Annotated in this window: 23 protein-coding genes; 16 read left to right on the forward strand and 7 right to left on the reverse strand. The window is 45.8% G+C overall.

The features are described 5' to 3' along the window. Positions 1-23: 23 nt before the first annotated feature. From AC5W14_RS04900 to AC5W14_RS04930, 7 genes are all read left to right on the forward strand, one after another. Positions 24-1,145 carry an NADH:flavin oxidoreductase gene (locus AC5W14_RS04900; RefSeq protein WP_496059887.1) on the forward strand — a complete coding sequence of 374 codons (1,122 nt, stop codon included), beginning with the start codon at positions 24-26 and terminating at the stop codon, positions 1,143-1,145. A 172-nt stretch (positions 1,146-1,317) separates the two neighbouring features. Continuing rightward, complete coding sequence (locus AC5W14_RS04905; RefSeq protein WP_496059886.1) at positions 1,318-2,373, forward strand: hypothetical protein; 1,056 nt, start codon at positions 1,318-1,320, stop codon at positions 2,371-2,373. A gap of 128 nt (positions 2,374-2,501) precedes the next feature. Next, entirely contained in the window at positions 2,502-3,362 is an 861-nt protein-coding gene (locus tag AC5W14_RS04910) for an alpha/beta fold hydrolase (protein ID WP_496059885.1), read from the forward strand. A 231-nt stretch (positions 3,363-3,593) separates the two neighbouring features. Then, complete coding sequence (locus AC5W14_RS04915) at positions 3,594-4,544, forward strand: glycosyltransferase family 2 protein (RefSeq protein ID WP_496059884.1); 951 nt, start codon at positions 3,594-3,596, stop codon at positions 4,542-4,544. Further along, positions 4,541-4,915 carry a GtrA family protein gene (locus AC5W14_RS04920; RefSeq protein WP_496059883.1) on the forward strand — a complete coding sequence of 125 codons (375 nt, stop codon included), beginning with the start codon at positions 4,541-4,543 and terminating at the stop codon, positions 4,913-4,915. Before AC5W14_RS04915 ends, AC5W14_RS04920 begins: the two co-directional genes overlap by 4 nt. Before the next feature lie 12 nt (positions 4,916-4,927). Then, entirely contained in the window at positions 4,928-7,555 is a 2,628-nt protein-coding gene (locus AC5W14_RS04925; RefSeq protein WP_496059882.1) for a YfhO family protein, read from the forward strand. A 71-nt stretch (positions 7,556-7,626) separates the two neighbouring features. Further along, positions 7,627-7,800: a hypothetical protein gene (locus AC5W14_RS04930; protein WP_496059881.1), complete on the forward strand. Its 174-nt coding sequence runs from the start codon at positions 7,627-7,629 to the stop codon at positions 7,798-7,800. Positions 7,801-7,819: 19 nt separating this feature from the next. On the opposite strand, the gene AC5W14_RS04935 is transcribed toward AC5W14_RS04930, so the two are convergent. Beyond that, positions 7,820-8,386: a M15 family metallopeptidase gene (locus AC5W14_RS04935; protein WP_496059880.1), complete on the reverse strand. Its 567-nt coding sequence runs from the start codon at positions 8,384-8,386 to the stop codon at positions 7,820-7,822. A gap of 128 nt (positions 8,387-8,514) precedes the next feature. On the opposite strand from AC5W14_RS04935, the gene AC5W14_RS04940 reads away from it, so the two are divergent. Both AC5W14_RS04940 and AC5W14_RS04945 read left to right on the forward strand, forming a co-directional pair. Beyond that, positions 8,515-9,324, forward strand: coding sequence for a histidinol-phosphatase (locus tag AC5W14_RS04940; RefSeq protein WP_496059879.1), 810 nt, complete (start codon positions 8,515-8,517; stop codon positions 9,322-9,324). A 109-nt stretch (positions 9,325-9,433) separates the two neighbouring features. Beyond that, a complete protein-coding gene (locus tag AC5W14_RS04945; protein WP_496059878.1) occupies positions 9,434-10,318 on the forward strand; it encodes an NAD(P)-dependent oxidoreductase in 885 nt (294 codons plus the stop codon). Between the two features lie 75 nt (positions 10,319-10,393). Here the strand turns inward: AC5W14_RS04945 and AC5W14_RS04950 are convergent, their stop codons facing one another. Continuing rightward, positions 10,394-10,588, reverse strand: coding sequence for a hypothetical protein (locus AC5W14_RS04950; protein WP_496059877.1), 195 nt, complete (start codon positions 10,586-10,588; stop codon positions 10,394-10,396). Positions 10,589-10,657: 69 nt separating this feature from the next. Between AC5W14_RS04950 and AC5W14_RS04955 the strand changes: the two genes are divergently transcribed. Next, positions 10,658-11,758, forward strand: a complete 1,101-nt coding sequence (locus AC5W14_RS04955; protein ID WP_496059876.1) for an SDR family oxidoreductase — start codon at positions 10,658-10,660, stop codon at positions 11,756-11,758. Here AC5W14_RS04955 and AC5W14_RS04960 read toward each other — a convergent pair. Together AC5W14_RS04960 and AC5W14_RS04965 are read right to left on the reverse strand one after the other, a co-directional pair. Further along, the gene (locus AC5W14_RS04960) at positions 11,755-12,336 is read right to left on the reverse strand and encodes an LOG family protein (protein WP_496059875.1); all 582 of its coding nucleotides are present in this window, start codon (positions 12,334-12,336) and stop codon (positions 11,755-11,757) included. The genes AC5W14_RS04955 and AC5W14_RS04960 overlap by 4 nt on opposite strands. A 156-nt stretch (positions 12,337-12,492) precedes the next feature. After that, on the reverse strand, positions 12,493-14,919 hold the full coding sequence (locus AC5W14_RS04965) for an EAL domain-containing protein (RefSeq protein ID WP_496059874.1): 2,427 nt from the start codon (positions 14,917-14,919) through the stop codon (positions 12,493-12,495). Between the two features lie 234 nt (positions 14,920-15,153). On the opposite strand from AC5W14_RS04965, the gene AC5W14_RS04970 reads away from it, so the two are divergent. From AC5W14_RS04970 to AC5W14_RS04985, 4 genes are all read left to right on the forward strand, one after another. Continuing rightward, a complete protein-coding gene (locus AC5W14_RS04970; protein ID WP_496059873.1) occupies positions 15,154-15,846 on the forward strand; it encodes a YqjF family protein in 693 nt (230 codons plus the stop codon). Between the two features lie 223 nt (positions 15,847-16,069). Next, positions 16,070-17,305, forward strand: coding sequence for a Zn-dependent hydrolase (locus tag AC5W14_RS04975; protein WP_496059872.1), 1,236 nt, complete (start codon positions 16,070-16,072; stop codon positions 17,303-17,305). Between the two features lie 14 nt (positions 17,306-17,319). Further along, a complete protein-coding gene (locus AC5W14_RS04980; protein WP_496193824.1) occupies positions 17,320-18,555 on the forward strand; it encodes a pyridoxal-phosphate-dependent aminotransferase family protein in 1,236 nt (411 codons plus the stop codon). A gap of 21 nt (positions 18,556-18,576) precedes the next feature. Beyond that, complete coding sequence (locus AC5W14_RS04985) at positions 18,577-20,028, forward strand: YfcC family protein (protein ID WP_496059870.1); 1,452 nt, start codon at positions 18,577-18,579, stop codon at positions 20,026-20,028. Between the two features lie 53 nt (positions 20,029-20,081). Here the strand turns inward: AC5W14_RS04985 and AC5W14_RS04990 are convergent, their stop codons facing one another. Beyond that, positions 20,082-20,888, reverse strand: a complete 807-nt coding sequence (locus tag AC5W14_RS04990) for an alpha/beta fold hydrolase (protein WP_496059869.1) — start codon at positions 20,886-20,888, stop codon at positions 20,082-20,084. A gap of 183 nt (positions 20,889-21,071) precedes the next feature. On the opposite strand from AC5W14_RS04990, the gene AC5W14_RS04995 reads away from it, so the two are divergent. Continuing rightward, positions 21,072-22,007: a S8 family peptidase gene (locus AC5W14_RS04995; RefSeq protein ID WP_496059868.1), complete on the forward strand. Its 936-nt coding sequence runs from the start codon at positions 21,072-21,074 to the stop codon at positions 22,005-22,007. 54 nt (positions 22,008-22,061) lie between these two features. On the opposite strand, the gene AC5W14_RS05000 is transcribed toward AC5W14_RS04995, so the two are convergent. Further along, a complete protein-coding gene (locus AC5W14_RS05000; RefSeq protein ID WP_496059867.1) occupies positions 22,062-23,606 on the reverse strand; it encodes an FAD-dependent oxidoreductase in 1,545 nt (514 codons plus the stop codon). Positions 23,607-23,780: 174 nt separating this feature from the next. Here AC5W14_RS05000 and AC5W14_RS05005 point away from each other — a divergent pair, with 174 nt between their 5' ends. Next, positions 23,781-25,778 carry a penicillin-binding transpeptidase domain-containing protein gene (locus tag AC5W14_RS05005; RefSeq protein WP_496059866.1) on the forward strand — a complete coding sequence of 666 codons (1,998 nt, stop codon included), beginning with the start codon at positions 23,781-23,783 and terminating at the stop codon, positions 25,776-25,778. A 98-nt stretch (positions 25,779-25,876) separates the two neighbouring features. On the opposite strand, the gene AC5W14_RS05010 is transcribed toward AC5W14_RS05005, so the two are convergent. Continuing rightward, positions 25,877-26,074: a YwbE family protein gene (locus AC5W14_RS05010; protein ID WP_496059865.1), complete on the reverse strand. Its 198-nt coding sequence runs from the start codon at positions 26,072-26,074 to the stop codon at positions 25,877-25,879. Positions 26,075-26,129: the final 55 nt, after the last annotated feature.

Raw genomic sequence — 26,129 nt, forward strand, 5'->3', positions numbered from 1 at the left:
TATAAATAAGCAGGGTGATAAAAATGGACAAGTTTGATAACAATTTATTTAAACAGGGAAATATAAGCAATCACATTTTTAAGAATCGTTACATGGTCGGTCCCATGACGAGAGTCAGTTCGGAAGCAGACGGTACGCCCAACGATCGGGTGCACCAGTATTACGTTCGTTATGCGAAAGGCGGATTTTCCGCAGTGATAACAGAAGGAACTTATCCGGATACAGCGTACAGCCAGGGCTATGAAAATCAGGCAGGCATTGCCACGGAAAAGCACAGAGATGCCTGGAAGCCTATCGTAGAGGATATAAAAAGAAACGGTTCAAAAGCGATTGTTCAGCTTATGCATGCAGGAGCGCAGTCGCAGGGCAGCTACTATAAGGACGAAACGATTGCGCCGTCTCCTTACGATCCGAATGCAGAAAAAGTCGGTGCCTACGGCGGAGAAGGAATGTTTCAGCAGGCACGCGAAATGACGCAGGCAGACATTGATGAAGCAAAGCGCGGATTTGTCCAGGCTTCTATTTATGCCGCAGAAGCCGGATTTGACGGCATCGAACTTCATGGGGCAAACGGCTATCTGCTGGATCAATTTTTGTCAGAAGGTATAAATAAGCGCACCGATAAGTATGGCGGCAGTGTAGAAAAGCGACTGACTTTCCTGCTGGAACTTATTAAAGAAGTAAGAGAAGCGATTGGAGATGATATGGTGCTTGGTATCCGTATCTCCCAAATCAAAGTAGTCAATCCAAACCATAAATGGTCGGGTGGAGAAAAAGAAGCCGAAACTATTTTCGGGATAATCGGCCGGTCTGAAGTGGACTACATTCACATTTCCGATGACGATGCAGCCGAATCCGGTTTTGGCGAAGGAACAATGACTATGGCAGCAGCGGCAAAAGCCTTCGGCGGCGTTCCTGTTATTACAGCAGGGAATCTGGCAGATCCAGATAAGGCGGCCGGCATGATTGACCGGGGAGAATGTGACTATGTGGCCGTTGCAAGAGCTGCTCTCGCCAATCCGGATGCTCCTAACCGGATTCAAAAAGGAAAGTCTCTTGATGACTTTAACCCTGATGAAATTATGAGTCCAAAAGCATATGTGAAAGACACCGAGCTTTCCAGAGAAATGATTCCAAACGAATAAAGTAAGGCTTCCGCTGCGGCGGAAGCTTTTTTTATAGTGAAAAGGCAGGATGGCTTATTTACACGGGGAAAGAAAGAAAATAAAATACAGAGGTGCAGCAAAGCATGTTGCATGCAGGGGATTTAAGGGTATAAAAGAAAAGAATACTAAGAGAGAACAAGGCGGGAGAGAAATGATAAGAAAGAAAAAAGCTGCGGCTTTTACCGGTGGGATGCTAAGCATTATTATGCTGCCGTTTATTATAATGTTTTCTATTAACGCAATAGTCGATCCGCTTTGGTTTTTTAATCATGAAAACCGGCTGAATGAAGTCCAGGAAGATTTTGACGAAAGACAGCAGAAAATCAATCGTGTGGCTTTTGCCGGGGAAGAATTTGATACTCTGCTTATTGGCAGCAGCCGTGTCACCTATATAAATCAGCAGGAGTTCGGGGATGAGGATGTATTCAATATGTCCTCCGGGCATATGAGCCATAAGGAATACGGCCCCTATCTGGAATATGTGGAAGAGAAAAGAGGAGAGCCGCTCGACAAAGTGTATATAGGGTTTGATTTTTTTGCGACGTCTGAGAATAAGGGAGTAACCGATCCGGCACCATTTATAGAAAACGCGCAGGACCGGCTGTATCCTCTAAAAGCTTATTTATCAAGAGATATGCTGGAACAATCTTTTAAAAACGCATCAGCCTCTTTAAATGACGAACCTTTTCATCGGAGCTATGACCGCAGTAATGCAGGGACGACAGAAAAGCTGGGATTGGAAGAAACACAGGAACGAATTGAAGAAAAAGATCAGGATTTTGAAGACGTAACGTATGATGAACAAACATATTCCTATGATGAAAATTTCAAGGAGGAAATGCAGCAGCTGCGGGAGGCGCATCCGGATACAGAATTCACAGCGTTTACCACACCGGTGACGGAAGACTTGTTTCGCACGATGCAGCAGGAGGGACGAGAAGAAGACTACGAACAGTGGCTTCATGACATCACCGATGTATTCGGGGAAGTAGAACATTTTATGTATGTGAATTCTGTGACGGGAAATCCTGATTATTTCTATGATGCCCATCATTATTACCAGACGCTCGGTGATTTAATGGCACATCGTATGGCCGGCGTAGAGAACGATGAGCTTCCCGATGATTTCGGTATTCGTTTTAACGAGGATAACATTGATGAGCAGATCAGCTCTTTAAAGCAGAACGACTGGGAGCTGCAAAACTAAAAGGAATAGAACATGGTTTCATAAGCGCAGGAAAAGGCCCTTCCGGCAGAGGGAACTCCAATTGCAAGTTTACGCCTTTAACCAGAGGGAATATAAAAGAAATAACCAGCAAAAGGGAGGCTGACATTATGGCAGATATCACTTTTGAATATATAGAAACAAATGGCATACTTCTTCATACAGCGACGGCAGGCCCTGACGATGGCGAATTGGTCGTTCTGCTCCATGGATTCCCGGAATTCTGGTATGGGTGGAAACATCAAATAAACATGCTGGCAGAGCTTGGCTATAGAGTGATTGCCCCGGATCAGAGAGGGTACAATCTAAGCGATAAACCTTCGGGCGTGGAAAATTATACATTAAATAAACTGCGGGACGATATTATCGGCTTGATCAAGCATCATAATCAAAATAAAGCAATTATTATCGGGCACGACTGGGGCGGTGCTGTCGGGTGGCATTTAGCCGCGACACGTCCTGAATATGTAGAAAAGCTTATTCCTATTAATATCCCGCATCCGGCCGTTATGCCAAGAGTGCTTGCTACAGAACCACAGCAGTGGATTAAAAGCTCTTACATGCTTTTTTTCCAAATGGCAGAAGCACCGGAGAAAGCGCTTCGCGCCAACGACTTTCTAGCAATGAAAAAAGCACTGCTTAAAACCAGCCGGCCGGACGTGTTCTCGCCTGAGGATATAAAAAAATATAAAGAAGCGTGGAGTCAGCCGTGGGCATTGACGACGATGCTTAACTGGTACCGGTCTCTTTCCAAGTCTACAAAATTGCAGGGGACAGATAACAATGTACCTGTGCCCGTACAGATTATCTGGGGTGCCGATGATACGTTTTTATCCAAAAATCTCCCGAAGGAAAGTCTTAAACTGTGCCTGGATGGAAAATTTGTTCTTGTGGAAGAAGCGACACACTGGGTTCATCATGAACAACCTGAAATTGTAAATAGAGTGATTAAGGATTTTCTGGCAGAGTAGCATAACAGCTGACCGGCTGAAGCCGGCCGGCTTTCTTTATGCAGGAAGCAGAGAATTACATAATTTCACATAGCTTTTCCATGGCTCTTTTGAAACTAAACGAGCCGTCTTCTGGTATATTATATTATCGGTATGATTCTTTTATGCCGGTCGATCCAGGCATGATTGTAAGAAAGCAGAAACGAAGTTCAAGAAGATAAAAAAGAGATAAATGTAATTGGAGGAGCAGCTATGAGCGGTTTGCAGCCAACCGTTTCCTTTATTATACCTGCGTATAATGAAGCGGAAAACGTACCGTTAATTCATGAAGAGTTACGGAAAGAATTTGAATCACTGAACTATCAATACGAAATTGTTTATATAGATGATGGAAGCAGTGATAATACGCTGCAGGTATTGCAGGAGCTGGCCGCTGCTTTTGAAGAGGTGTGCTACATCTCCTTTACGAGAAACTTTGGTAAAGAAGCAGCGTTAATTGCCGGTCTGGAGCATGCTAAAGGAGAAGCCGTCATTATTATTGATGCCGATCTGCAGCATCCGGTGTCACTGATTCCGGATATGCTTAAAGGATATGAAGAAGGATATGACCAGGTCATTGCCCAGCGCAATAGAACAGGCGATTCTAAAGTACGTACCGGTCTTTCCAATCTTTATTATTTATTAATGAATAAGCTGGTGGATGTAGACTTAAAAAATGGCATTGGCGATTTCCGGTTGTTAAGCCGCCGCGCGGTGGATTCCATGCTGGAACTAAAAGAAGGCAATCGTTTTTCCAAAGGTCTGTTTTCGTGGATTGGGTACGACCAGAAGATTATCCACTATGAAAACGTGCAGCGCCAGCAGGGGGAAACAAAATGGTCCATGTCGAACCTGGTCAACTATGGAATCGATGGAATGATTTCCTTTAATCATAAACCGCTGCGCATCTGTTTGTATGTGGGCTTGTTTATCCTGATGCTCTCACTCGTGTATATTACGATTATGTTTGTACAGGTTTTCCGGCAGGGCGTCAGCGTGCCGGGATATTTCACGACGATCTCAGCCGTATTGTTTCTGGGAGGGCTGCATTTATTCAGCCTAGGCGTAATAGGCGAATATATTGGCCGTATTTACTATGAAGCCAAGCAGCGGCCGCACTATCTTGTCCAGGAGACAAATACTACGAGGAGAAATAAGAAATGAAGCGGTTTAACACGGAATTCACTCGTTTTGTACTTGTCGGCGGCATGAATACATTTAATTATTATGTTGTATTTTTAGTCTGCCACAATCTTTTGTCTTTACATTATATGGTGTCACACATTCTTGGTTTTCTTGTCAGCTTGGTAATTTCCTTTTTTCTCAATACGTATTTCACGTACCGGGTTAAGCCGACACTGTCGAAATTTCTGCAGTTTCCGATTACTCAATTTGTCAATGTAGCTGTGTCTTCGACGCTTGTATTTGTTTTTGTGGAATGGCTTCAGCTGAACAGTAACGCAGCCCCGCTGTTCGCTGTGATTTTCACTATCCCTATTACATTTATTGTTACTGGAAAAATACTAAAAAAATAACGGTGGGCCTCTATGACTAACAAAAGAAAAATCATTATTCTTATTGCCGCGGCCTTTGCCGCTGCATTCTTCTCCCATTTTTTCTTCCTAAGAGAATGGTGGAACGACAGCTACATGCTTGGACCAAATGACGGTCTGAATCAAATAGCACCTTTTAAGGCGCTGTTGTATAACGAATACACAAGCGGAAATTTCTTTTATTCCTTTTCCTTTGGAATGGGAGCAGGAATATACAGTCAGCTCGGCTATTACTACTCTACCAATTTGGTATACCTTTTTTCGGCAGCCGTTGTTTTTGTACTTGATACGATAGGAATCATTGATTCGCCGGATGCGCTGTTCTGGGCCCAGGCGAACGTATGGATAAGCGTTATACGGGTCACCGTCATTATTCTGATCACGACGGCGGTCTTCCGCTACATGAGAATCCAGACAGTCCCAGCTTTTGTGGGGGCTTCTTTATATGCAATCAGCGCTATTTACTTCCGCCACGTGGTTTTTTGGGAATTTTTTGCGGATGCCCTATTATGGGTTCCGCTTCTCGTTTTAGGAGTAGAAAAAATCATCCGGGAAAAGCAGCCGGCCTGGTTTGTGGTGGCTGTTGCGCTGACGGTCTTCTCTAACTTCTACTTTGCCTATATTAATCTTATTTTTATTGGTATTTATATTCTGGCCAGATGGCTGATCCGGCTTGAAAAGAAAGAAGCACCGCTTAAAAAGCAGTTTAAGCACTACACGCTCGGCGGACTGCTCGGTTTTGGTATGGGATCCCCGGGCTTTATTCCGGCGGCTTATGGGTATCTTAACAACCATCGGCCGCCTTATGAAGACAGCATAGCGCTATTTGATTTTTCCGACAACATTTTATTTACAAGTTTGACACTGCTGCTGCCTACTGTTTTTTTACTTTTTGTATGGATAGGAGCGTTTTATAAAAATAAACTGTTTCTGTTATTTACGTCGATTAGTCTGCTGCTGATCATCCTGCACTTCAGCCCGCTTGCCGGCAGTTTATTTAACGGCTTTTCCGCACCAAGAAACCGTTTTGAGTACCTTGCTGGCTTCACAATAGGCGGCATGACCGCAGTTGGCCTGCAGCTGCTGACTAAAGTGAAAAAAAGCCGTCTGCTGACGGCAGGCATTTTGGCTATGGTGATGTATGCATTCATGTATGTAACAGGGGATGTAGCAGATAATGATACGAACCAGGGTATGTTGGTACTTATTCAGGCTGCAGTCATAGCGGTAGTATTTGTGCTGTTTGGCTGGTTCCGCAATCCGGTTCTTGGCTACACGCTGCTCGCGGTTATTATGATCGGCAACATTCTCGTGCTGAACAACCATCAGCGCATTGAATTTCACGAAGGCAATAATGTAGATCAGGTGACCCGTGAATATATGCTGAGCGGAGACTATATGAATGAAGAACAGATTGAACTGATTGACCGTCTCCAGGCCCGGGATGAAACGACGATGCCCCGGCTTGACTGGAGAGGGGAAGACGAAAGAAACAATATTCCTTTTATTCAAGGTTTTCACGGGACAAGTGCGTATTCCAGTATCCAGAATCAGACTATGTTGTTTTTGTATTATGAAGACCTGGAAATTGATATGGAAAGTGAAAGCGTCAGCCGTTATTCCGGTTTTGGGGACCGGGCGAATTTATACAGCGAGCTTCGCGGAAAGTATGTAATGCATGCGAAAGAGGAAGAAGATGAAGTCGTGCCGTATGGTTTTGAAGAATACATGGAAAGCGACAACTATGTAATCTATGAAAATACGAACATTCTGCCTTTTGTGCAGACGTCGAGTACGATTTATGATAGGGAAGAAGCATTAAACCGTTCAATTCCCGAACGCGAACAGGCCATGCTCTCAGGTATTGTACTGGAAAATCCGGATGAGTCTGCCGAGGTTCCCAACAACAGCCCTGATATTCTGGAACAAGCAGAAGTCGTGCCGGTTAACGGCGAGTACAATGAGGGGCAGCTGACTGTCACAGAAGAAGAAGGCGGTCTGGATATTGTACTTGGAGAAGAATCGGAGGCATGGGAAGATCTCTATGTATCCTTTTATCTGGAGCAAAACGATCACGCGGCCCCTGGTTACCCGCTCGATGTGAATGAGTTTCAGACAGACCGTAAATCGCATACTTCTTTATACCGGACGGATGTAAATGACATTACGATCCGTGTAGAGAGTGCAGATACTGTTTCCATCCGCATGCCGGAAGGAAGCTATACGCTGGAAAACCTCGGACTGGCCGGCGAAACCTATGAAACGCTTGAACAGGCTGTATCTTCTGAAACCCATGAAGATGAAGAGGTTACCATAGATGGAAATCGTATGGAGCTTGCATTTGATAATACAGAAAATCACACGCATCTGACGCTTCCGGTTCCTCATGAGCTGGGATGGAATGTTAAAGTGAACGGAGAAACCCGGGACGTGCTAGAGTCAAATTTTGCTTTTCTTGGTACAGAAATTGAACCCGGTGAAAATACCATTGAATTTGTTTATTACCCGCCGTTTTTCCGAATCTGCTTTATCGTGTCCCTTGCTGCTTTTATTATTACAGCGTTTTGGGGAATCTATAAATGGAAACAAAAACAGAACAGTAAAGAACCTTTCCGCTATTGAGTGGAAAGGTTTTTGTCTGTTCCCAAAAGAGAGTATACTGGATGGAGGACGCACAAATAGGAGGGAATTCCATGTGGAAAAATGCCCAGCATATGGCGTGGTTTATTGCGGGACTTGTTGTAATATTGAGCATCTTCCGTCCGGGCTACGTCAATTATTTATGGATGGTTCTCATCGTTGTGATTGCTCTGGTCATTCAAGTGCTCTACTGGTACAAAGAAGGACGGTATGAAGAGAACACTTAGTCAAAAAAACGGAGAGGTATTACAAAGCGTCTTCCGCCCGCTGCAGATCGCTGATATTCCAGCCGTAGCTCTGCTGAAAGTGCGGATAGTCCGTGAAGCCCTGCCAGTCTCCCCCCCATTCCAGCCCAAGGTCTTTTCCTATCTCTCCGACTTCCTTATAGTCTGCAGTGCCGCTGTCGTTTCCATCCCTCTCTATATCCCAGTGAACTTCTCCATTTTCATCAAGTACAGCAAAGTCAAAGGCAAGACCATAATTATGATAGGATTCTCCTCCGCGGGCCCCTGTTACTATCTGACCGGGTTCGGTTCGGCCCTGCGCATACAGCGCCTCCTGCTCTTCTTCGGTACGGTACTCCTCTGTAATAACGATATCTATTCCTCTTGCTCCTGCCCGGCGTATTACGCGGTCTCTTTTTTCTTCCACACTCGGGTGCAGTCCATTTAATTCTATAATCTCTTCAGCTGAGACTTCAGGTTGAAAAGGATTTTCCGTCATTTCCATCAGGTCAGTGTTATCAACAAAGAACAGCACAGCTAATATGAAGACACCTGTCCACATAATAGTTAAGCCAAAACTCCATTTCACTCTACATAAATCCTTTCCTTATAAACTTCCTTGAATATATAATGATTTTTCCTTTTCTGTCAACAAAAGCAATAGTCGCTGGGAACAGAGGCCGGATATCTGCTAAACTACATACAGGAGGGGATATTATGAATAAGTTTGATATGCATACTCATCACTATCGCTGTGGACATGCGAAAGGAACGATGGAGGATTATATTAAAGCGGCAGTGGATTCGGGTCTTCAGGTTATTGGCATCTCCGATCATTCTCCTTATTTTGCCGAAAAAACAGACCACCCTTATCCACACATAACAATGGCAGCAAGCGAATTTGAAGGGTACATACAGGAAATAGAAGCATTGAAACAAAAATACAAAGGCCGGATTGACGTGCTGGCAGGGGTGGAATCAGATTACTTCCCGAAAGCAGCCTCCACGTATAAGCATGCATATGCTAAATACGAGCTTGATTACATTATCGGCTCCGTTCATTTCGTTGAAGACAGGAACATTTTTGATAAGGACCGTTGGAAGGACATGACAGACGAAGAGATGCTCCGTGTGAAAAATAAATATTATCATTTGATTCAGCAGTCCGCGCGGAGCGGCATGTTTGATATTCTAGGACATATTGACGCGCTGAAAGGGTATTTCCCTTATATCGCAGAGCTGTACACTCCGGAAATAGAGCAGACGCTGAAGGTGATTGCAGAAACAGAAACAGCGATTGAAGTGAATACCTCCGGGAAAATGAAATACTGCGGAGGATGGTATCCTTCTGCAGGTATATTGGAAATGGCCTGTCATTACGGTGTGCCGGTAACATTTGGATCTGACAGCCACGTGCCGGAGCGCGTAGGCGATGAATGGGAAGAAGTCCGGCAGGTGCTCAAGGAGACAGGCTTTAAAGAGTGGCGCTACTATAAAGAAAGAAAACCGGTGATCCAGCCGTTGTAAGAGATATTAAAGCCTTCTCTGTCTTTTTTAGAAAGAAGGGTTTTAAGACTCCCGCATGGAAGGGTATACAAAACTAGAATACATAATTAACGAAAAGGTGGCTGAATCTATGGAAAAGCGTACATTGCAGACAATCGGCTTTGTTGGTTTAGGGGTAATGGGAAAAAGCATGGCAGCGAATTTAATGAAAGCAGGCTATACGCTGCTCGTATTCACCCGGACAAAAGAAAAAGCAGAAGACCTGATTAAAGAAGGCGCTTCATGGATTCCAACCGTCAAAGAACTGGCGGAGCAGGCAGATGTTGTCATTACCATGGTCGGCTATCCTTCAGACGTAGAAGAAATTTACTTTGGAGAAAAAGGAATTCTGGCAGGAGCCGGCCCGGGGAGCTACGTTATTGATATGACAACATCCAAACCAAAACTTGCCCGGACTATCTATGACCAGGCAAAAGAGAAAAATATCCACGCTGTCGATGCACCTGTATCAGGTGGAGACATCGGTGCCAAGGGAGGCACGCTTGCTATTATGGCGGGCGGAGATAAAGAAGCATTTGACGCACTGACAGACGTATTTGAAGCGATGGGATCAAATATCAAATGGCAGGGCGAAGCAGGGGCAGGCCAGCATACGAAAATGAGCAATCAGATCGTCATCGCGTCCACGATGATGGGCGTGGCCGAAGCCATGGTCTATGCTAAAGCAGCCGGCCTCAATCAAGAAGAGGTTCTCGAAAGTATCGGCACCGGCGCCGCTTCCAGCTGGTCTTTAACAAACCTTGCTCCAAGAATGATAAAAGGAGATAATGCTCCGGGATTTTATGTAAAACACTTTATTAAAGATATGGGAATTGCTATTGAATCAGCAGAAGAGCTCGGCATTGAAACACCCGGCCTGCGTACCTCTAAAAAAGTATATGAAGCGATGGCAGAAGCAGGCGAAGAAGACAGCGGCACCCAGGCTGTTTATAAATACCTGCTGGGACGGTCATAAAAAGTCCGTACAAAAACGCAAAAAAAAGAAGCTTCTTCTAATGAGTCCTAGAAAGAAGCTTCTTTTATTTCACAATTACTCGTGTACGTCATAACCGAGCGAATTCGCTACTGTTTTGCGTTCAGCAGGAATAACTAGAAATGTTACCCCGTTATCATTAGAAACGATAATATGATTCGGCTTAGCTGCCGCCTCTGCTTCTTCTAAAGATTTGAACGCTTCTTCTGTTGTTGCTTCCATCTTTTGAGCTGTTGTTTCTTCATTTGCCATTGTGTCATCCCTCCTCTTTAAAATGTGTACCCGTTTTTAACGAAAATAAAAAGGAAAAGGAGAAATTCCGTGAAAAATTCTTATTTTATTACAGGTTTTCCCGGTTTTGTAGCAGGAGCGCTGCTTCGTGAGCTGCTTAAAGAAAAACCGGATACCGAGTCGATTTATCTTCTCGTACATCCGGACAAGCTGGAAGAGGCAGAAGAGAAAGCAAATGAGACAGCAAAAGCACGGGAATTTCCACGTACCCGCATTCAGGTTATTCCCGGTGATATTACAAAATCCGGTTTAAACATAGATTCTGCGTATGAAAAACAGATAAAAGAACAGGTGACCTACGTCTTTCACCTGGCGGCAGTATACGATCTGGCGGTCTCTTACCATTATGCCTATTCGGTCAATGTAACAGGCACACGAATGGTGAATGACTGGGTAAAACAGCTGCCGCATCTAAAACGCTATACGTATTTCAGCACTGCTTACATAGCGGGAAAGCGACAAGGGAAGATTTTTGAATCCCAGCTTAATGAACAGCAGTACTTTAAAAATAATTACGAACAAACGAAGTTTCAAGGGGAATTTCTTGTAGAAAAAATGCTGCGGGGAACCGTCCCGGTGACGATTATACGCCCTGGTATTATTATGGGGGATTCTGTAACGGGAGAAACGGATAAGTTCGATGGGTTTTATTATTTAATTAAAGCGATGCGGAACCAAACACAGGCTGCGTTTCGAGGGTATACGGGAAGCGGGGAAGCAGAAGGAAACTTTGTGCCGATTGATTACGTCATCCGGGCTTCGCTTTATCTGGCGCATGAAGCCATAGGAGAAAATCATACGTATCACCTGACGGATCCAAATCCTTATAAAATGAAAGAAATTCAGCGTATGCTTGCTCTTGAAATACATGGCACCGAACCAAAGCGTAAAGTCCCGATAAGTCTTCTTCGTATGCTGTTGTCTACAGGAGCCTTACGCAGAAAGCTGGGCATTCCCAAAGAAACGCTGGACTACTTTGAATACAAAGCATCATTTGATACGAGAAGAGCCAGGCAGGACCTGGAAGGATCAGGGATTGAATGCACAGACTTAAAAGAAAGAATCGCCCCGGCTGTTCAATACTTCGAACAGCATCAGGACGATCCTTCCAAATTTCCATTTCTTCGTTAAGTTTGAGAGCTGTCAATAATAGGAGCGGCATGAGGCGGCTCGTAAGAGCGCATGCCGGCGAGCAGCGCTGCTGCGTCGTTATTATATATCAGCATGGAGCGTTGGCTTTCTTCGAGAAAGCCTTCTTTCTGCATGTGTGCAAATAAGCTTAAAAAATGATCATAGTAATGATTAACATTCAGCAGGGCAACAGGTTTTCTATGTGCTCCGAGCTGGGCCCATGTGAACACTTCTGCTAGTTCCTCCAGCGTGCCGGGGCCACCCGGAAGAGCAATAAATCCGTCAGCAAGTTCTTCCATTTTTGCTTTCCTTTCGTGCATGGATTTTACAATAAAAAGTTCGCTCAATCCTTGATGGGAAAGCTCTCTCTGCTCAAGCATCTGCGGGATAACGCCAATGACGTTTCCGCCTTCCTGAAGCGCACTGTCCGCCAGGGCACCCATCGTTCCAACGGAGGCACCACCGTATATAATGTCGATGCCTTCCCTGGCCAGCAGTGACCCAAGGGCCGAAGCGGCTTCTTTATATTGCGGGCTGTTTCCCATTTTTGAACCGCAGAATACGGCAATTCGTTTCATTGGAAAAACTCCTTCTTTTTATTTAAACGTTTCATTTACTTTATTTGTTCTGCCAAAGCTTAGTTTTATCATAAGCTTATTGCCGCTGCCGTGACAAGTCCGGATAATGGGAAAAAACGGCCCCCGATTACTTCTGGAGGCCGGACGGATAGGGATTTAAGAAGAGATGGAGCCGTTTGACTTGTTTGCAAAATAGTTGGCTTCAATTTCCATGGGAGAAAGCGGTTTGCTGAAGTAAAAACCTTGAATATCCGAACAGTGATGATCTTCGAGGTAGGAAACCTGTTCGGCTGTTTCCGCCCCTTCTGCCGTTATGGAAAGGTTAAGGTGACGTCCCATCGCAATAATGGCACTGGTGATTTTTTCTGTTCGGTCGTCGGAGTGAATGTCTTTAATAAATGAGCGGTCGATTTTTAACCGCTGAATAGGAAATTCTTTTAAATAAGCAAGCGAACTGTGCCCCGTCCCGAAGTCGTCTATAGATAAAGACACACCCAAATCCCTGAATTTATTCAAAATGCCGATGGAGCGGTCCATATGATCCATCGTCATGCTTTCTGTCACTTCAAGCTCAAGCAGAGAAGGGGAAAGGTCATAGCGGTGCAGCACGGCAGCTACATAATCAACAATGTCGTCGGATTGAAACTGTTTGGGCGAGAGATTAACAGAAACCTGGATAGGAGAGCCTGCCTGTTCCCACTTTTTCGCCTGACGACAGGCCATATCGAGAATAACTTCTCCTAAAGGAATAATCAAACCGGTTTCCTCGGAAAGTGGAATAAACTCGCCCGGGCTTTTGATTTCTCCTGATTTTGTCCTCCAGCGGACCAGTGCTTCTACACCGACAATGGCACGATCAATACAGCTGATCTGCGGCTGATAGGCTAGAAAAAATTCATTGTTTGTAATACCGTGTTTTAATTCCTGCTCCTGCCTGAGCATGGTTTCCGTTTTTAAAGAAAGGCTGGCGTGGTAATACGCATAGGTGCTTTTACTTCTTGATTTCGCTGCGTACATTGCTATATCTGCATGCTTCATTAATTCATCTGAAGTTTCTCCATCTTCCGGTGCTACGGCAATGCCGATGCTGAGGGACATATACAGGTTATGGCCGAGAACCTGGATGGGCTGCTCGAATGCTCTAATAATGGATTCTGCTACTTCGGTCGGATAATTATCATGCTCTATTATAGGCAGCAGAATGGTGAATTCATCTCCGCCGAGCCGGGCGAGGACAGCCCTGTCATCTATACACTCCTGCAGCCGCAATGCAGCACCTTTCAAGAGCAGGTCTCCTACAGAATGACCGAGCGAGTCATTAATCATCTTGAATCGATTGAGGTCGAGAAAATATAAAACGGTTTTTTCAGTAGATACAGCCAGCGTTTGTTCAATCTTATTAACAAAATAGCGGCGGTTCGGCAGGCCGGTCAGCTGATCAGTGTAAGCAATCGCATGGATTTCTTCTTCAGCCTCCACCTGGGCGGTAATATCCCTGACTATCCCGTGAATGCCTTCAAGTTCACTGCCCAAATACATTGGGATTAACGTGGTGTTTAAATGAACGGGATGGTCTTTAGATTGAATAATAGAGTCAAAACTGGAAGGTTTTTCTTCTGAAACTACTTTTCGGAACTGATAAGACAGATGATCCATTTCTTCTCCGGAAAATACTGAGGACAGGTTAACATTTTTCCATTTGTGCTCGGGGATACCGATCAGCCGGGAACCGGATTTATTCATCTTCGTAAACCTGCCGTTAAGATCGGTCGTAAAGATAGCATCAATACTGTGGTCAAGCAGTGACTGATAGCGGTGTTCATTATCAGAAAGCATGACCGTCTGGGAAGCGAGGCGTTTATCTGTAAAAGCACCAACTACAAAAAAGCACTGAATCATTACAATAAAGGCGCTCACAATGATAGCAGTCGTCGTTAAGTCAATGCCGCCGGAATGATCGTGGTTCATGTCTCCTGTAAAGGATGCAGCATTCATTCCAATATAATGCATGCCGCTGATCGCAATGCCCATCAATACCGCACTGACTAATTTATATAAAAATAATGTAAAGGAAGCATCCCTCATGGCCAGCTCATAAAACATCTTCAAAGCAGTCATGGAAGCAAGAACAGCAACCAGAATAGATAAAGCGACAAGAACATAATCGTATGAAATCGTAAAGCCTTCTATTGCGGCCATTCCAATATAATGCATGGCAGAAATGGAAGCTCCCATAAACAAGCCAGCCAGGACGAGCCGTCGGTTATTCAGCCTGGATTTCAGGTTAATCGTAAAAAAGGCAATATGGGACCCAATGTAGGCCGCAGCAAAAGAAAGTATCATCATCCATTGGTTGTACACCATGGGCATATCCATTTCGAACGCCACCATGCCGACAAAATGCATAGACCAAATGCCAAGGCTCATTACAAAAGAACCTATATATAGCCAAATTCTGCGCTTCCAGCCGTTTGAATGAATCACACGTGAAGTTAAATCCAAGGCGGAGTAGGCTGCAAAAGAAGCGATAAAAACAGATAAAAGGACAATCCAGTAGTTATATGATCCGGTAAATGCTTCCATAATCCCCTCCGTTAACAAGTAAGCATAGTTGTTTTCTCATTATATCGTCAATATTTGGAAATTTTTAAATATTAATTAGGTAAAAAGTATCAATACTAAAGATATAATATTTTTATAATACTGCTCGTGAACGGCAACTGCAAGCAATTTGCGTAAATTAAAAGCAAGATCCTGTCTACAAGCTGCTTTTCCTTTTATACTTATAGGACCAAAAGGAAATGAGGAGCTGATCCTATGGAACCAAGGCTGTTAAAAATGAGGTGGGAGAAGGCTCTATTTGCGCATTGGGACTGGGATCCCATCGAAGTGGAGGCTCGTCTTCCCAAAGGGCTGCAGCTCGATACATTTAACGGAAGGGCTTATTTGGGAGTAGTGCCTTTTCTAATGGAAAATATTCGGCCGGCTGTAATGCCGGACGGGACCGGGCTTGCTTTTCCCGAGCTGAACCTGCGCACTTATGTCACTTTGAATGAAAAAAAGGGTGTTTATTTTTTTAATTTGGATGCTTCATCAGCACTGGGCGTCTACCTTGCAAAGAAGTTATTCGCGATCCCTTATTACCAGGCAGATTTTTCTGTGTCCTCCACGCCGGAGTGGATACAGTTTGCCCATAAGCGAAGGAATACGTACACAAGATTTGACGCCGTGTACAAAGGAGATGGAGAGATCTTTTACGCGGAGAAGGGAAGCCTGGAACATTGGTTAACAGAACGATATATTTTTTACACGAGCAGAGGCAGAAGCGGCTTATTTGAGGGCCGGATTGCCCATACACCCTGGCCGTTGGAGAAAGGAAGCTGGAAAGCATCGCAAAATGACTTGTTTCAGGCCAACCACTTCGCTGAACCAGTATCCCATCCTCACCTTCTGTACAGCAGCGGCATTGATGTAACGGCTTCCCGGTTAATAAAACTCAGCAAAAAATAAGCGTCCATCAGCGGACGCTTATTTTTTTGTCATATTATCTGCCATAAGGCCGTTTAAGAGAAAACGATACTTTCGCCTTTGTGACATATACGAAAAAGTATATTTGATTTTTACTGGTCTGAATAACCAATAGAATATAATTTTTTTGGACAAGGTAAACAATGATTGTCTGAAAAATTCGACTTATACTTACGTCAACTAATACAAGACGGGAGTGAAGGCGATGCTGGCTGTATGCCAAGTAGATGAAAAACAGCTCTGGGATGGACTAATGGCCTTCCGGCAGATCGGGCGGGATAACAAAGGCGGCATTACAAGACTGGCCCTCTTACCTGAAGACATGGAAGCAAGACGCCGGTTGATCGAATACATGAAAGAAGCCGGCCTGGATGTCCGGGTTGATAATGTAGGCAATATTATTGGAAGAATGGAAGGAAGTATTCCTGGTGCTCCCGCGGTTATTGCGGGCTCCCATATTGATACGGTCATAAATGGCGGTCCCTTTGACGGGACCCTTGGTGTAATAGGCGCTGTTGAAGCGGTGAGAGCGTTAATGAAAGCGGAAATTCCTATAACCCATCCCATAGAAGTAGTTTCTTTTCAAGACGAGGAAGGCGTTCGTTTCGGGGCCGGCTATACCGGCAGCAGAGGAATGTTTGGAAAAATAAGCGACGACACATTGAAGCTTAAAGATGATCAGGGCATGACGTATAGAGAGGCCTATGAGCAGGCAGGCTTTGATCCTGCTGAGTTTCATAAAGCTGTCCGGGCTCCGGAAACGGTCAAAGCATATATAGAAATGCACATCGAACAAAGCAGGCAGCTGGAAGAGCAGCAGCTTTCCGTAGGCGTGGTAAAAGACATCCAGGGGCCGCTGTGGCTTCAGGTGAAAGTAAAAGGAATGGCCGATCATGCAGGAGCTACACCGATGAATATCCGCTCGGATGCGGCCCTGGCGATGGCTGAAGTGATGCTGGAGGTGGAACAGGCTGCTGTAGACGAAGGCGGAGTTGGTACAGTAGGAAAGCTAAAAGTATATCCAGACGGAATTAACATTATTCCGGGAGAAGCGGCCTTTTCCATTGACTTCCGTCATACAGATACAGCCAAAAGAGAGCGAATGCTCTCCCGCGTGAAACAGTGCTTTCAGGCACAGGAGATAAAGCGGAATGTACACATAGAACACCACATAACCAAGCAGGTGGAGCCGGCTTCCTGCTCCGAAGAGATTAGAAAAATGATCGCAGACAGCTGCGTTTCCGCGGGTCTTCCAGTATATGAAATGAACTGCGGTGCCGGCCACGATGCATTACTCCTTGGGGAGCATGTCCCATTTGGAATGATTTTTGTCCGCTCCAGACAGGGGATCAGCCATCATCCGGATGAATGGAGCGATAAGGCGGACTGTATTAACGGCGCGAATGTACTTCTGGAAACCATTCGCAGGCTGGCAGAATAAGAGGAGGAACTACCATGATGCAAGGATTACACATACCACAGCGCACCATCATGACACCGGGACCTGTTGAGGTTCATCCACGGGTAAGGCAGGCGATGTCCAACCGTATGCTGGGCCAGTTTGACCCGGCTTTTACGTCGATTATGGATGAGACGATGGAGCGGCTGCGTCAGGCCTTCCAAACGAAAAATAAATGGGCGTTTCCGGTGGATGGGACGTCAAGAGCAGGTATTGAAGCAGTCATGTGCAGCCTGATTGAACCGGGGGATAAAGTATTGATTCCGATCTTTGGACGGTTTGGCTATTTGATGGCAGAAATCGCCGAGCGGTGCGGGGCCGAGGTATTCCGCATGCATGCCGAATGGGGCACGGTATTTGATCCGGACGATGTTATTGCAGAAATAAAAAAGGTGGATCCTAAAATAGTCGGTATGATTCATGGCGACACGTCCACTGGACGCGTGCAGCCGCTTGAAGCGATTGGAAAAGCGTGCCGCTCCCAGGATGTACTGCTTGTGGTAGATGCCGTAGCGACTGTAACGGGCATGGATGTAAAAACGGATGACTGGTGTATTGATGCAGTTATCGGCGGTACACAAAAATGCCTTTCCGTGCCTTCCGGGCTTGCTCCGCTGACATATAACGACCGGGTGGAAAAGGTAATAGCCGAGCGGAAAAACATCGAGCAGGGGCTTGTACAAAAGGAAAAAACCCCCAATCCAAGAAGGATCCACAGCAATTATTTTGACCTGACGCAGCTTCAGGACTATTGGAGCGAAAGCAGGCTGAACCACCATACGGAAGCGACACATATGATATACGGGCTTCACGAAGGGCTGCAGGTAGTGCTGGAAGAAGGACTCAAAGAGCGCTTCAGCAGGCACCGTTACCATGAGCAGGCGCTGACAGCCGGGCTGGAAGCTATGGGACTTACCTTGTTTGGGGACCCGGCAGCGAAGCTTACGACCGTAACGTGTATTACTATTCCTGAAGGAATAGACGGAGACGAGGTCAGGGATTTTCTGCTGCAGCAGTTTGGCATTGAAATTGCTTCATCTTTCGGTCCGCTGCAGGGGAAAATATGGCGGATCGGTACGATGGGCTACAGCTGCCGGCAGGAAAATGTTCTGCAGGTTCTGATGGGACTGGAGGCTTCTCTTATTTATGCAGGCGCCGCTGTTCACAAAGGCGAAGCCGCCCGGGCAGCACTGGACATTTATACAAAACAAAAACAGCCGTTATTGGCTTAAAATCAAGGAGGATTTATTCATATGCAGTCAGCTAAAAAGCCGGGACCCTCTTCTGAAAAAAACATAGAAACTTCTGATTCTCCGAAAAAAGGAAGCCGGTTCTCCTTTCCGCATATATACGTGATTCTTATTTTGTTTATCGCTATTATGAGTTTAGCTTCTTATATTGTTCCCGCGGGGGAGTATGAAAGAATAGAAGGTCCGGGCGGTCGGGAAATGATAAACGCAGAAGAGTTTTCCTATATTGATGCCGCACCTATCGGCATTATGGATTTTCTGACTGCAATCCCGCAGGGGCTGATTGATGCAGCGCCGGTCGTCTTTTTTACCTTCATGATTGGAGGCGCGTTCTATGTTTTTAAAGAAACCGGCCTGATCCAATTTGGTGTGCAGTACTTAACGACCACATTCCAGCACAGGAAAAAATTAATTATTCCTATTCTGATGGTGGTATTTTCCATGATTGCGGCGTTTGTCGGAACGCCCGAATTAAGCCTGGTGTATATACCGATTCTTATTCCGCTGATGATTAAACTGGGGTACGATAAAATGATGGCAGCCGGTGTGGCACTCATTGCCACGTCGGGAGGTTTTCTGGGCGCTATTACCAATCCGGGAACGGTCGGCCTTTCCCACCAAATTGCGGATCTGCCGATGTATTCCGGAGCAGCTTACCGCTTCCTCGTTCTTTCCTTTATTATTCTGGCCGGCGTGTTGTTTCTGCTCCGGTATGCAAGAAAATTAGAGAAAAATCCGGAAATAGCTGCGGCAGAAGCAGAAGAGTTCTGGAAACACAATGACGTGCAGGAAGAAAAGATATTTATGAATACAAGACAAAAAATTGCCGGCATTACCGCCCTGCTGATGTTTGCAGGGATGGTCTTTGCAGTGCTTCAATTTCAATGGGATTTTGTGGCGCTCGCCGGGTACTTCCTGGCAATGGGGATTATTGTTGGAATTATTGCCGGTATGTCCGGTAATGAAATCAGCGACAGTTTCAACAACGGATTCAGGGAAGTGCTGATGGGGGCAATGATTATTGGGATCGCCCGTGGTGTAGCGGTCGTGATGGAAGAAAGCCAGATTATCGACACCATTATTTTTGCACTGGCTTCCGTGGTCAGCACGATGCCGTCTTCGGTAACCGTACTTGGTATGCTTGGCACGCAGGGATTATTTAATTTCTTTGTTCCATCCGGAAGCGGCCAGGCGCTGATTACGATGCCTATTATGATCCCGCTTGCCGATATTGTCGGCACGACCCGGCAGACAGCAATCCTTGCCTTCCAGCTTGGAGATGGGATTTCCAATATTATTTTTCCTACGTCAGGATACTTCATGGCTGTTCTCGCTACCGCAGGCATTTCCTGGTGGAAATGGGCAAAATTTATTATGCCGCTTATCATCGCCTGGTTTTTAATAGGCGCGGTGTTTCTGCTGATCGCCCATGGTATTGAATGGGGACCTTTCTAGAAAACAAAAAAACGCTTCTCTTCCTTTATCGGAGAGAAGCGTTTTTAATTCTTTTATTTACTGAAAAAGGAAAGAAGCTCCTGGTTGAATTTTTCTTTCTCTTCAAAAAAGAGACCATGGCCGCTGTTTTCAAAAGGTACTAAAGTAAAATCGCTGATACTCTTTTCAAGTTCCAGGGAGAAATCAAAGGGGCATATCTTATCTTTACGGCCGTGCAGGCTTAAAGTTGGCACGTTAATGGACGAAAGGTCCCCGCGCACATCTTCATCGCGGAGCGACTCGGCAGAGTGGATCGTGCCATAGGAGGAAGCTTCCATGCCGAGGCTGTGGAAATGATGGGCGTAGGCATCGGATATTTCGCCGGCGAAAAACATTTTGCCGAATTCTTCGAGCATAACCGGCCGGTCTGATTTTAAGTTATTGATTATGTCATCCACTCCCGATTTCTCGAGTCCGTGCGGATAATCATCACGCTGGGTAAACACTGGAGCCGCCGGAGCCATGAGTACAAGCTTGGACACTTTGTGGCTGTTGTGTCTTGCCATATAACGAATGGCGATCGGGCCGCCCATGCTGAAACCGCCCAGAATTACGTCTTCGAGTCCAAGCGCATCGATAACTTTTTTTACATCATCTGCTTTTGTGTTGTAATCATAAGAAGCCCAGGGCTTATCGGATTTACCATAACCGCGCAGGTCAATTCCGATAAAGCGGTAGCCTTTCTTTGGCAGTTCGTTCATTTGGTATTCAAACATCTTGTGATTAACAGGCCACCCATGAATAAAAACGACCGGCTGTCCTTCTCCGAGGTCTTCCACAAACAGCTGTACATTCTTTTCTACATCTACATAGTGTCCCATTTACAAAACTCCTTTATATAAAGTGTGAATCATCATCCCGTTTATTAGTGCTTACTTACTCATAGTACCCGGCTGACCTGGGCATAAAACACTATATTCGTGATCAGGTTGTTGAATACGTCTGAATCTCCCTTTAGATAGTATACCGGCGCAGGCAGGCTGGTTCACAGAGGAGGATATTATATGAAAAACGTTCATTTAATCCCGTTTAAGCACGAACAGCACGTTCACGTATCATCGACCATTCCAACGGGCATAGACCTCGTAGAAGCTCCGGTGTTGTGGAGTGAAGCAGATCAGGGGAGCGGCAATGTGATTGCGGTTATCGATACAGGCTGCCAGACGCATCCTGATTTAAGAAACCGTATTATCGGAGGCCGGAATTTCACAGATGATTTCAGAGGAGATTCGGAAAACTACACGGATAACAACGGGCATGGAACGCATGTGGCAGGAACCATCGCAGCATCGGAAAATGGCGGAGGCATCGTCGGCGCTGCCCCGAAAGCCGATCTTCTTGTGTTGAAAGCTTTAAAAGGAAATGGCAGCGGACAGATGGACTGGATTGTCCGGGCTATAGATTACGCGAGAACGTGGAGAGGAACCGGAGGACAGAAAGTACGGATTATTTCTATGTCCCTGGGCGGGCCGGAAAGCATTCCTGCGTTACATCAGGCTGTAAGAAATGCCGTCAATGCCGGTATTTCTGTCGTCTGCGCGGCTGGAAATGAAGGGGATGGAAATATCGATACAGACGAATTTGCATACCCGGGAGCCTACAACGAAGTTATTCAGGTAGGAGCCGTAACGTTTCGTAAACAGCTGTCTGATTTTACAAATACAAATGATGAAATTGATTTAGTGGCGCCGGGCGTCAACATCCTATCCACCTATCTGAATGGAGGCTACGCCAGGCTGTCCGGTACGTCGATGGCAGCGCCTCACGTCGCCGGCGGACTCGCTTTATTGAATAATATTGCCGAAAACGGGTTTGAACGTCCGATTACGGAACCGGAGCTTTATGCCCAGCTTATCCGCCGCACGCTTCCTGTTGGATATCCGATGACCGCAGAAGGTAACGGCTTTATGGCTCTGGGTCTTGTGAAAAATCTTGGCTGAAAAAAGCGCCACAGATATAAAACAGCCGCAGAGCTTATGCTCTGCGGCTGTTTGTTAGTTATTATCCAGTTTTTTCAAAGGAGTGACCGCAGGTCCTTCCAATATGCTGCCATCATAAGAAAAGCGTGAACCGTGGCACGGACAGTCCCACGACCGTTCTGCATTGTTCCATTCCACGTCACAGCCCATATGCGTACAGGTTGTTGATACCATGTGGGTCTGACCGTTCTCGTCTTTATAGGCCCCGATTTTTTTCCCTTTTTGGGTAACCAGTGCGCCTTCATCATTTTCCAATTCCTCAAGCTTTCGATCTTTGCGGTGAAGCTTGCCGGCTATAAGTTCTTTTCCTACGTCCATATTCTCTTTGAAAAAGGACAGTGCATCCGCTTTTTTGAGCTTTGTGCGCCTTGGGTCAAACAGATCCGCAAACCGGTTTTCTTTTTCCTGGACGAGGTCACTAAGCAGCAGGGCGGCTGCGACGCCGTTGCTCATGCCCCATTTGGCATAGCCTGTCGCAACAAATATATTTGGCTTTCCGGTGACCGCCGGGCCGATGTAAGGCACCTTATCGAGTGTAATAAGATCCTGCGCCGACCAGCGGTACGGAATAGAAGTAATGCCGAAATGCTTTTCTCCATAATCCCGGAGACGCTCATAGTTATTAAAGGTATTTTCTTTATTCTTTCCGGCCGTATGGCCTTCTCCGCCAAGAATCATCAGGTCGCTTCCGTCAGCTGATTTGGCGTAACGAAGCGACTTTCCCGGGGAATCCACGCTGAGGTACATTCCTTTAGGAGGTTTCTTTTCCGTCGTAACGGCGAGTGTATAAGACCGCTCGGCATGAAGCCTGGAGAAATAAAGGCCTTCTTCATCATTAAAAGGAAAATGTGAGCTTACAATAACGTGTCTGCTCTGGATCGTACAACCATCAGTGGTTTCAATAGAAGGATTTTTAGAACTCTTTACTTTGGCAGCTCTCGTCTGTTCAAAGATTCGGCCCCCGTTTGCTTCAATGGAGGGAATCAGGCCGGCGAAAAATTTAACGGGGTGAAACTGGGCCTGGTTTCTGATAACTAAAGCTGCTTCCACCGAATAAGGCAGTTCTACTTCATTCAACGCCTCTCCACCATTAATGCCAATATCCTGGTATGCTTTTAATTCTTTTTCAAACTTGGAGACACTTTTGTTTTCTGTCGTGTATGCATAGGCATTCTCTGTCGTCAGATCGCAGTCAATGTCCAGTTCTTCCGCTGTTTTTCTGATGAATGTTAAAGCTTCTTCATTGGCTTCATAGTAAAGGCGTGCTTTTTCCAAACCAAAATTGGTAATCAGGTCATCGTACATAACCCCATGCTGAGAAGAAATTTTAGCCGTCGTGTAGCCGGTCGTGCCATCAAGAATCCGGCCTGCTTCGATCAGGGCCACCTTTACTCCCTGCTTAGACAATAAGTAAGCAGCAGTTAACCCGGTCGTGCCGGCTCCGACGATCGTAACGTCGGCTTCAAAATCTTCTGTAAGGGCGGGGAATTCAGGAAGTCCCTGAATATCGCGCCAAAGTGATTTAGGGTAACGGGGAACGTGATGTGATGAGTCTGTCAAATAAATCCCTCCCGAATTTCGTATTAGGAAACTGTACCCGATATAGACTCCCCTCACTCCATTTTCTGGACAAAAAGAAAAATAGGCAAAAGGAGAAAGCACGGGAAATGGAAGGAATTTGAAAGTGATTATGCTATAATCGAGGCACATTTACTTAGAAAATGAGGGTCCTATATGAAAAAACTAGCGGGAATCATCGGTCTCAGTCTGCTGCTTTCAGCCTGCAGCAATAACTCAACAGCAGAAGACGCAATGCAGACATATACGGAACATTGGAACGAGCAGGAATATGCAGAAATGTATACGATGCTGTCCTCCGAAGCGCAGGAAGCCGTGACGGAAGAAGAATTTACGGCCCAGCATAGAGAGGTGTACGAAACGGCCGGCGTACCGAACCCTGGTATCACGCTGCCGGAGTATTCTGAAGAACAGCAGGAGCAATTCGAAGAAGAGGCGGAACCGTCCCTTCCATACCAAGCAGCGATAGAAACAAATACAGGCACGGTAGAGTTCGAAGAGGAAGCATCCTGGCAGCAGGAAGAGACAGAAGGAAACGAAGAGTGGAAAGTAAACTGGGAGCCCTCCTTTATCTTCCCCGGACTGCAGGGTGGGGAAAGAGTAAGAGAGGAGACAATAGAGCCGGTAAGAGGAGAAATTCTGGATAGAAACGATAACAGCCTTGCCGTAAATATGTCTATTGACCAGGTGGGCATTGTTCCGGGAGAAACAGAAAACGAAGAAGCTGCCGCAGAAGAGCTTGCCGCTCTTCTCGAGATGGAGGAATCTGATATTACAGAAGCTCTGGCGGAAGAATGGGTCTCGGAAGAATCGTTTGTGCCAATTAAAAAACTGACTCCGGAAGAGTCCGAATCGCTGGATGAAATCGAAGAGGTCGAAGGGGTGCAGTCCACAGAAACGACAAGTCGTTACTACCCGCTTGAGGAACAGGCTGCCCATTTAACAGGGTATATTGGAACAATTACCGAAGAAGAACTTGAAGAACGCGGAGAAGGGTACAGCGAAGGCACAACCCTTGGTAAAGCAGGGGCAGAGTATATTTATGAAGAGCGTCTGCGCGGGACGCCGGGCCGGGCTCTTGTTACGACGGAAGGGAGTGAAAGGATCGCTGAACAGGAGGCAGAAGACGGAGAAAATGTTCATTTGTCTATTGATACAGCCGTTCAGGAAAATCTGTTCAGTGAACTGGACGGCGAGTCCGGTACTGCGGCAGCCCTTGATCCAAAAACGGGAGAAACCCTTGGTCTGGTAAGCACGCCTTCGTATAATCCAAATAATTATCTATTCGGCTGGCCGGAAGGTGAATACGCAGAACTAAGCGAAGATGAAGGACGTCCTTTTTCAGCTAAATTCAACAGCCTTTATGCGCCGGGATCTACTATTAAGCCAATAACGGGCGCAGTAGGCATGAACCAGGGCAGTCTCGATCCCGAAGAAGAAAAAACAATTACCGGTGAGCAGTGGCAGCCGGACAGCAGCTGGGGAGGCTATTCGATTACGCGGGTTTCCGACAGGCTTGATCAGGTCAGCCTGGAAGATGCTTTGATTACATCGGATAATATCTTTTTTGCCCAAACAGCACTGGAAACAGGAGAAGAAGCTTTTGCAGAGGGACTGCGGAACTTTGGATTTGATGAAGAGTTTCCTTACGATTTCCCCGTGCAGCCGTCTGCCATATCCAACGAAGGGTTGAGCTCGGACATCCTGCTTGCGGATACCGGTTATGGACAGGGGCAGATGTTGATGTCCCCGCTGCATTTAGCAGTATCCTACACCCCATTTTTAAATGAAGGAGATATGCTGGCTCCACAGCTCGAACGACAGGAAGAAGAATCCGAAGTCTGGAAAGAAAATATCCTTCCGGAAGAAGGAGCAGACGTGATTACGGAAGGACTGCGGGGTATTGTCGAAGATGAGAATGGATCCGCCTACGAACCGGTACGCGAAGACCTTACTCTCTCAGGGAAAACCGGCACGGCTGAATTCAAAACCGAGCAGGGAGAAGATGGAACAGAAAACGGCTGGTTTGTCGCTTACGATTATGAGCAGGAAGACTTATTGATTTCTATGATGATTGAAAATGTAGAAGATGAAGGCGGAAGCGGTTACGTGGTGGAAAAAGTAAAAAACGTCTTTGACGAACGAGAAGAATAATCTGTCTCCTATAAAAGAAGACCGGCTGCTTATTTTAGCAGCCGGTCTTTAAAGTATAGAGAAAGCCTTTCTTTTTTTAGGTCCATCTGTAGAACTGTTTATTGAATAATGTTTTTAACCCGGCCGACACTTCCATCTTCAAGGCGCACTTTAATGCCGTGCGGATGCTGAGGAGACTTGGTTAAAATATCTTTGACAATGCCGTTTGTTGTCTTACCGGTCCGCTGATCCTGCTTCAAAACGATATCAACCTCTACACCGGGGGTAATATCTTTTCTAGATTGTCCATTTGCCATTTGTATTCCTGCTTTCTATAATATGCTTCTTCTTATTGTACGGCAGTCGGGCTCT

Source organism: Sinobaca sp. TMA16-18 (assembly GCF_059510535.1).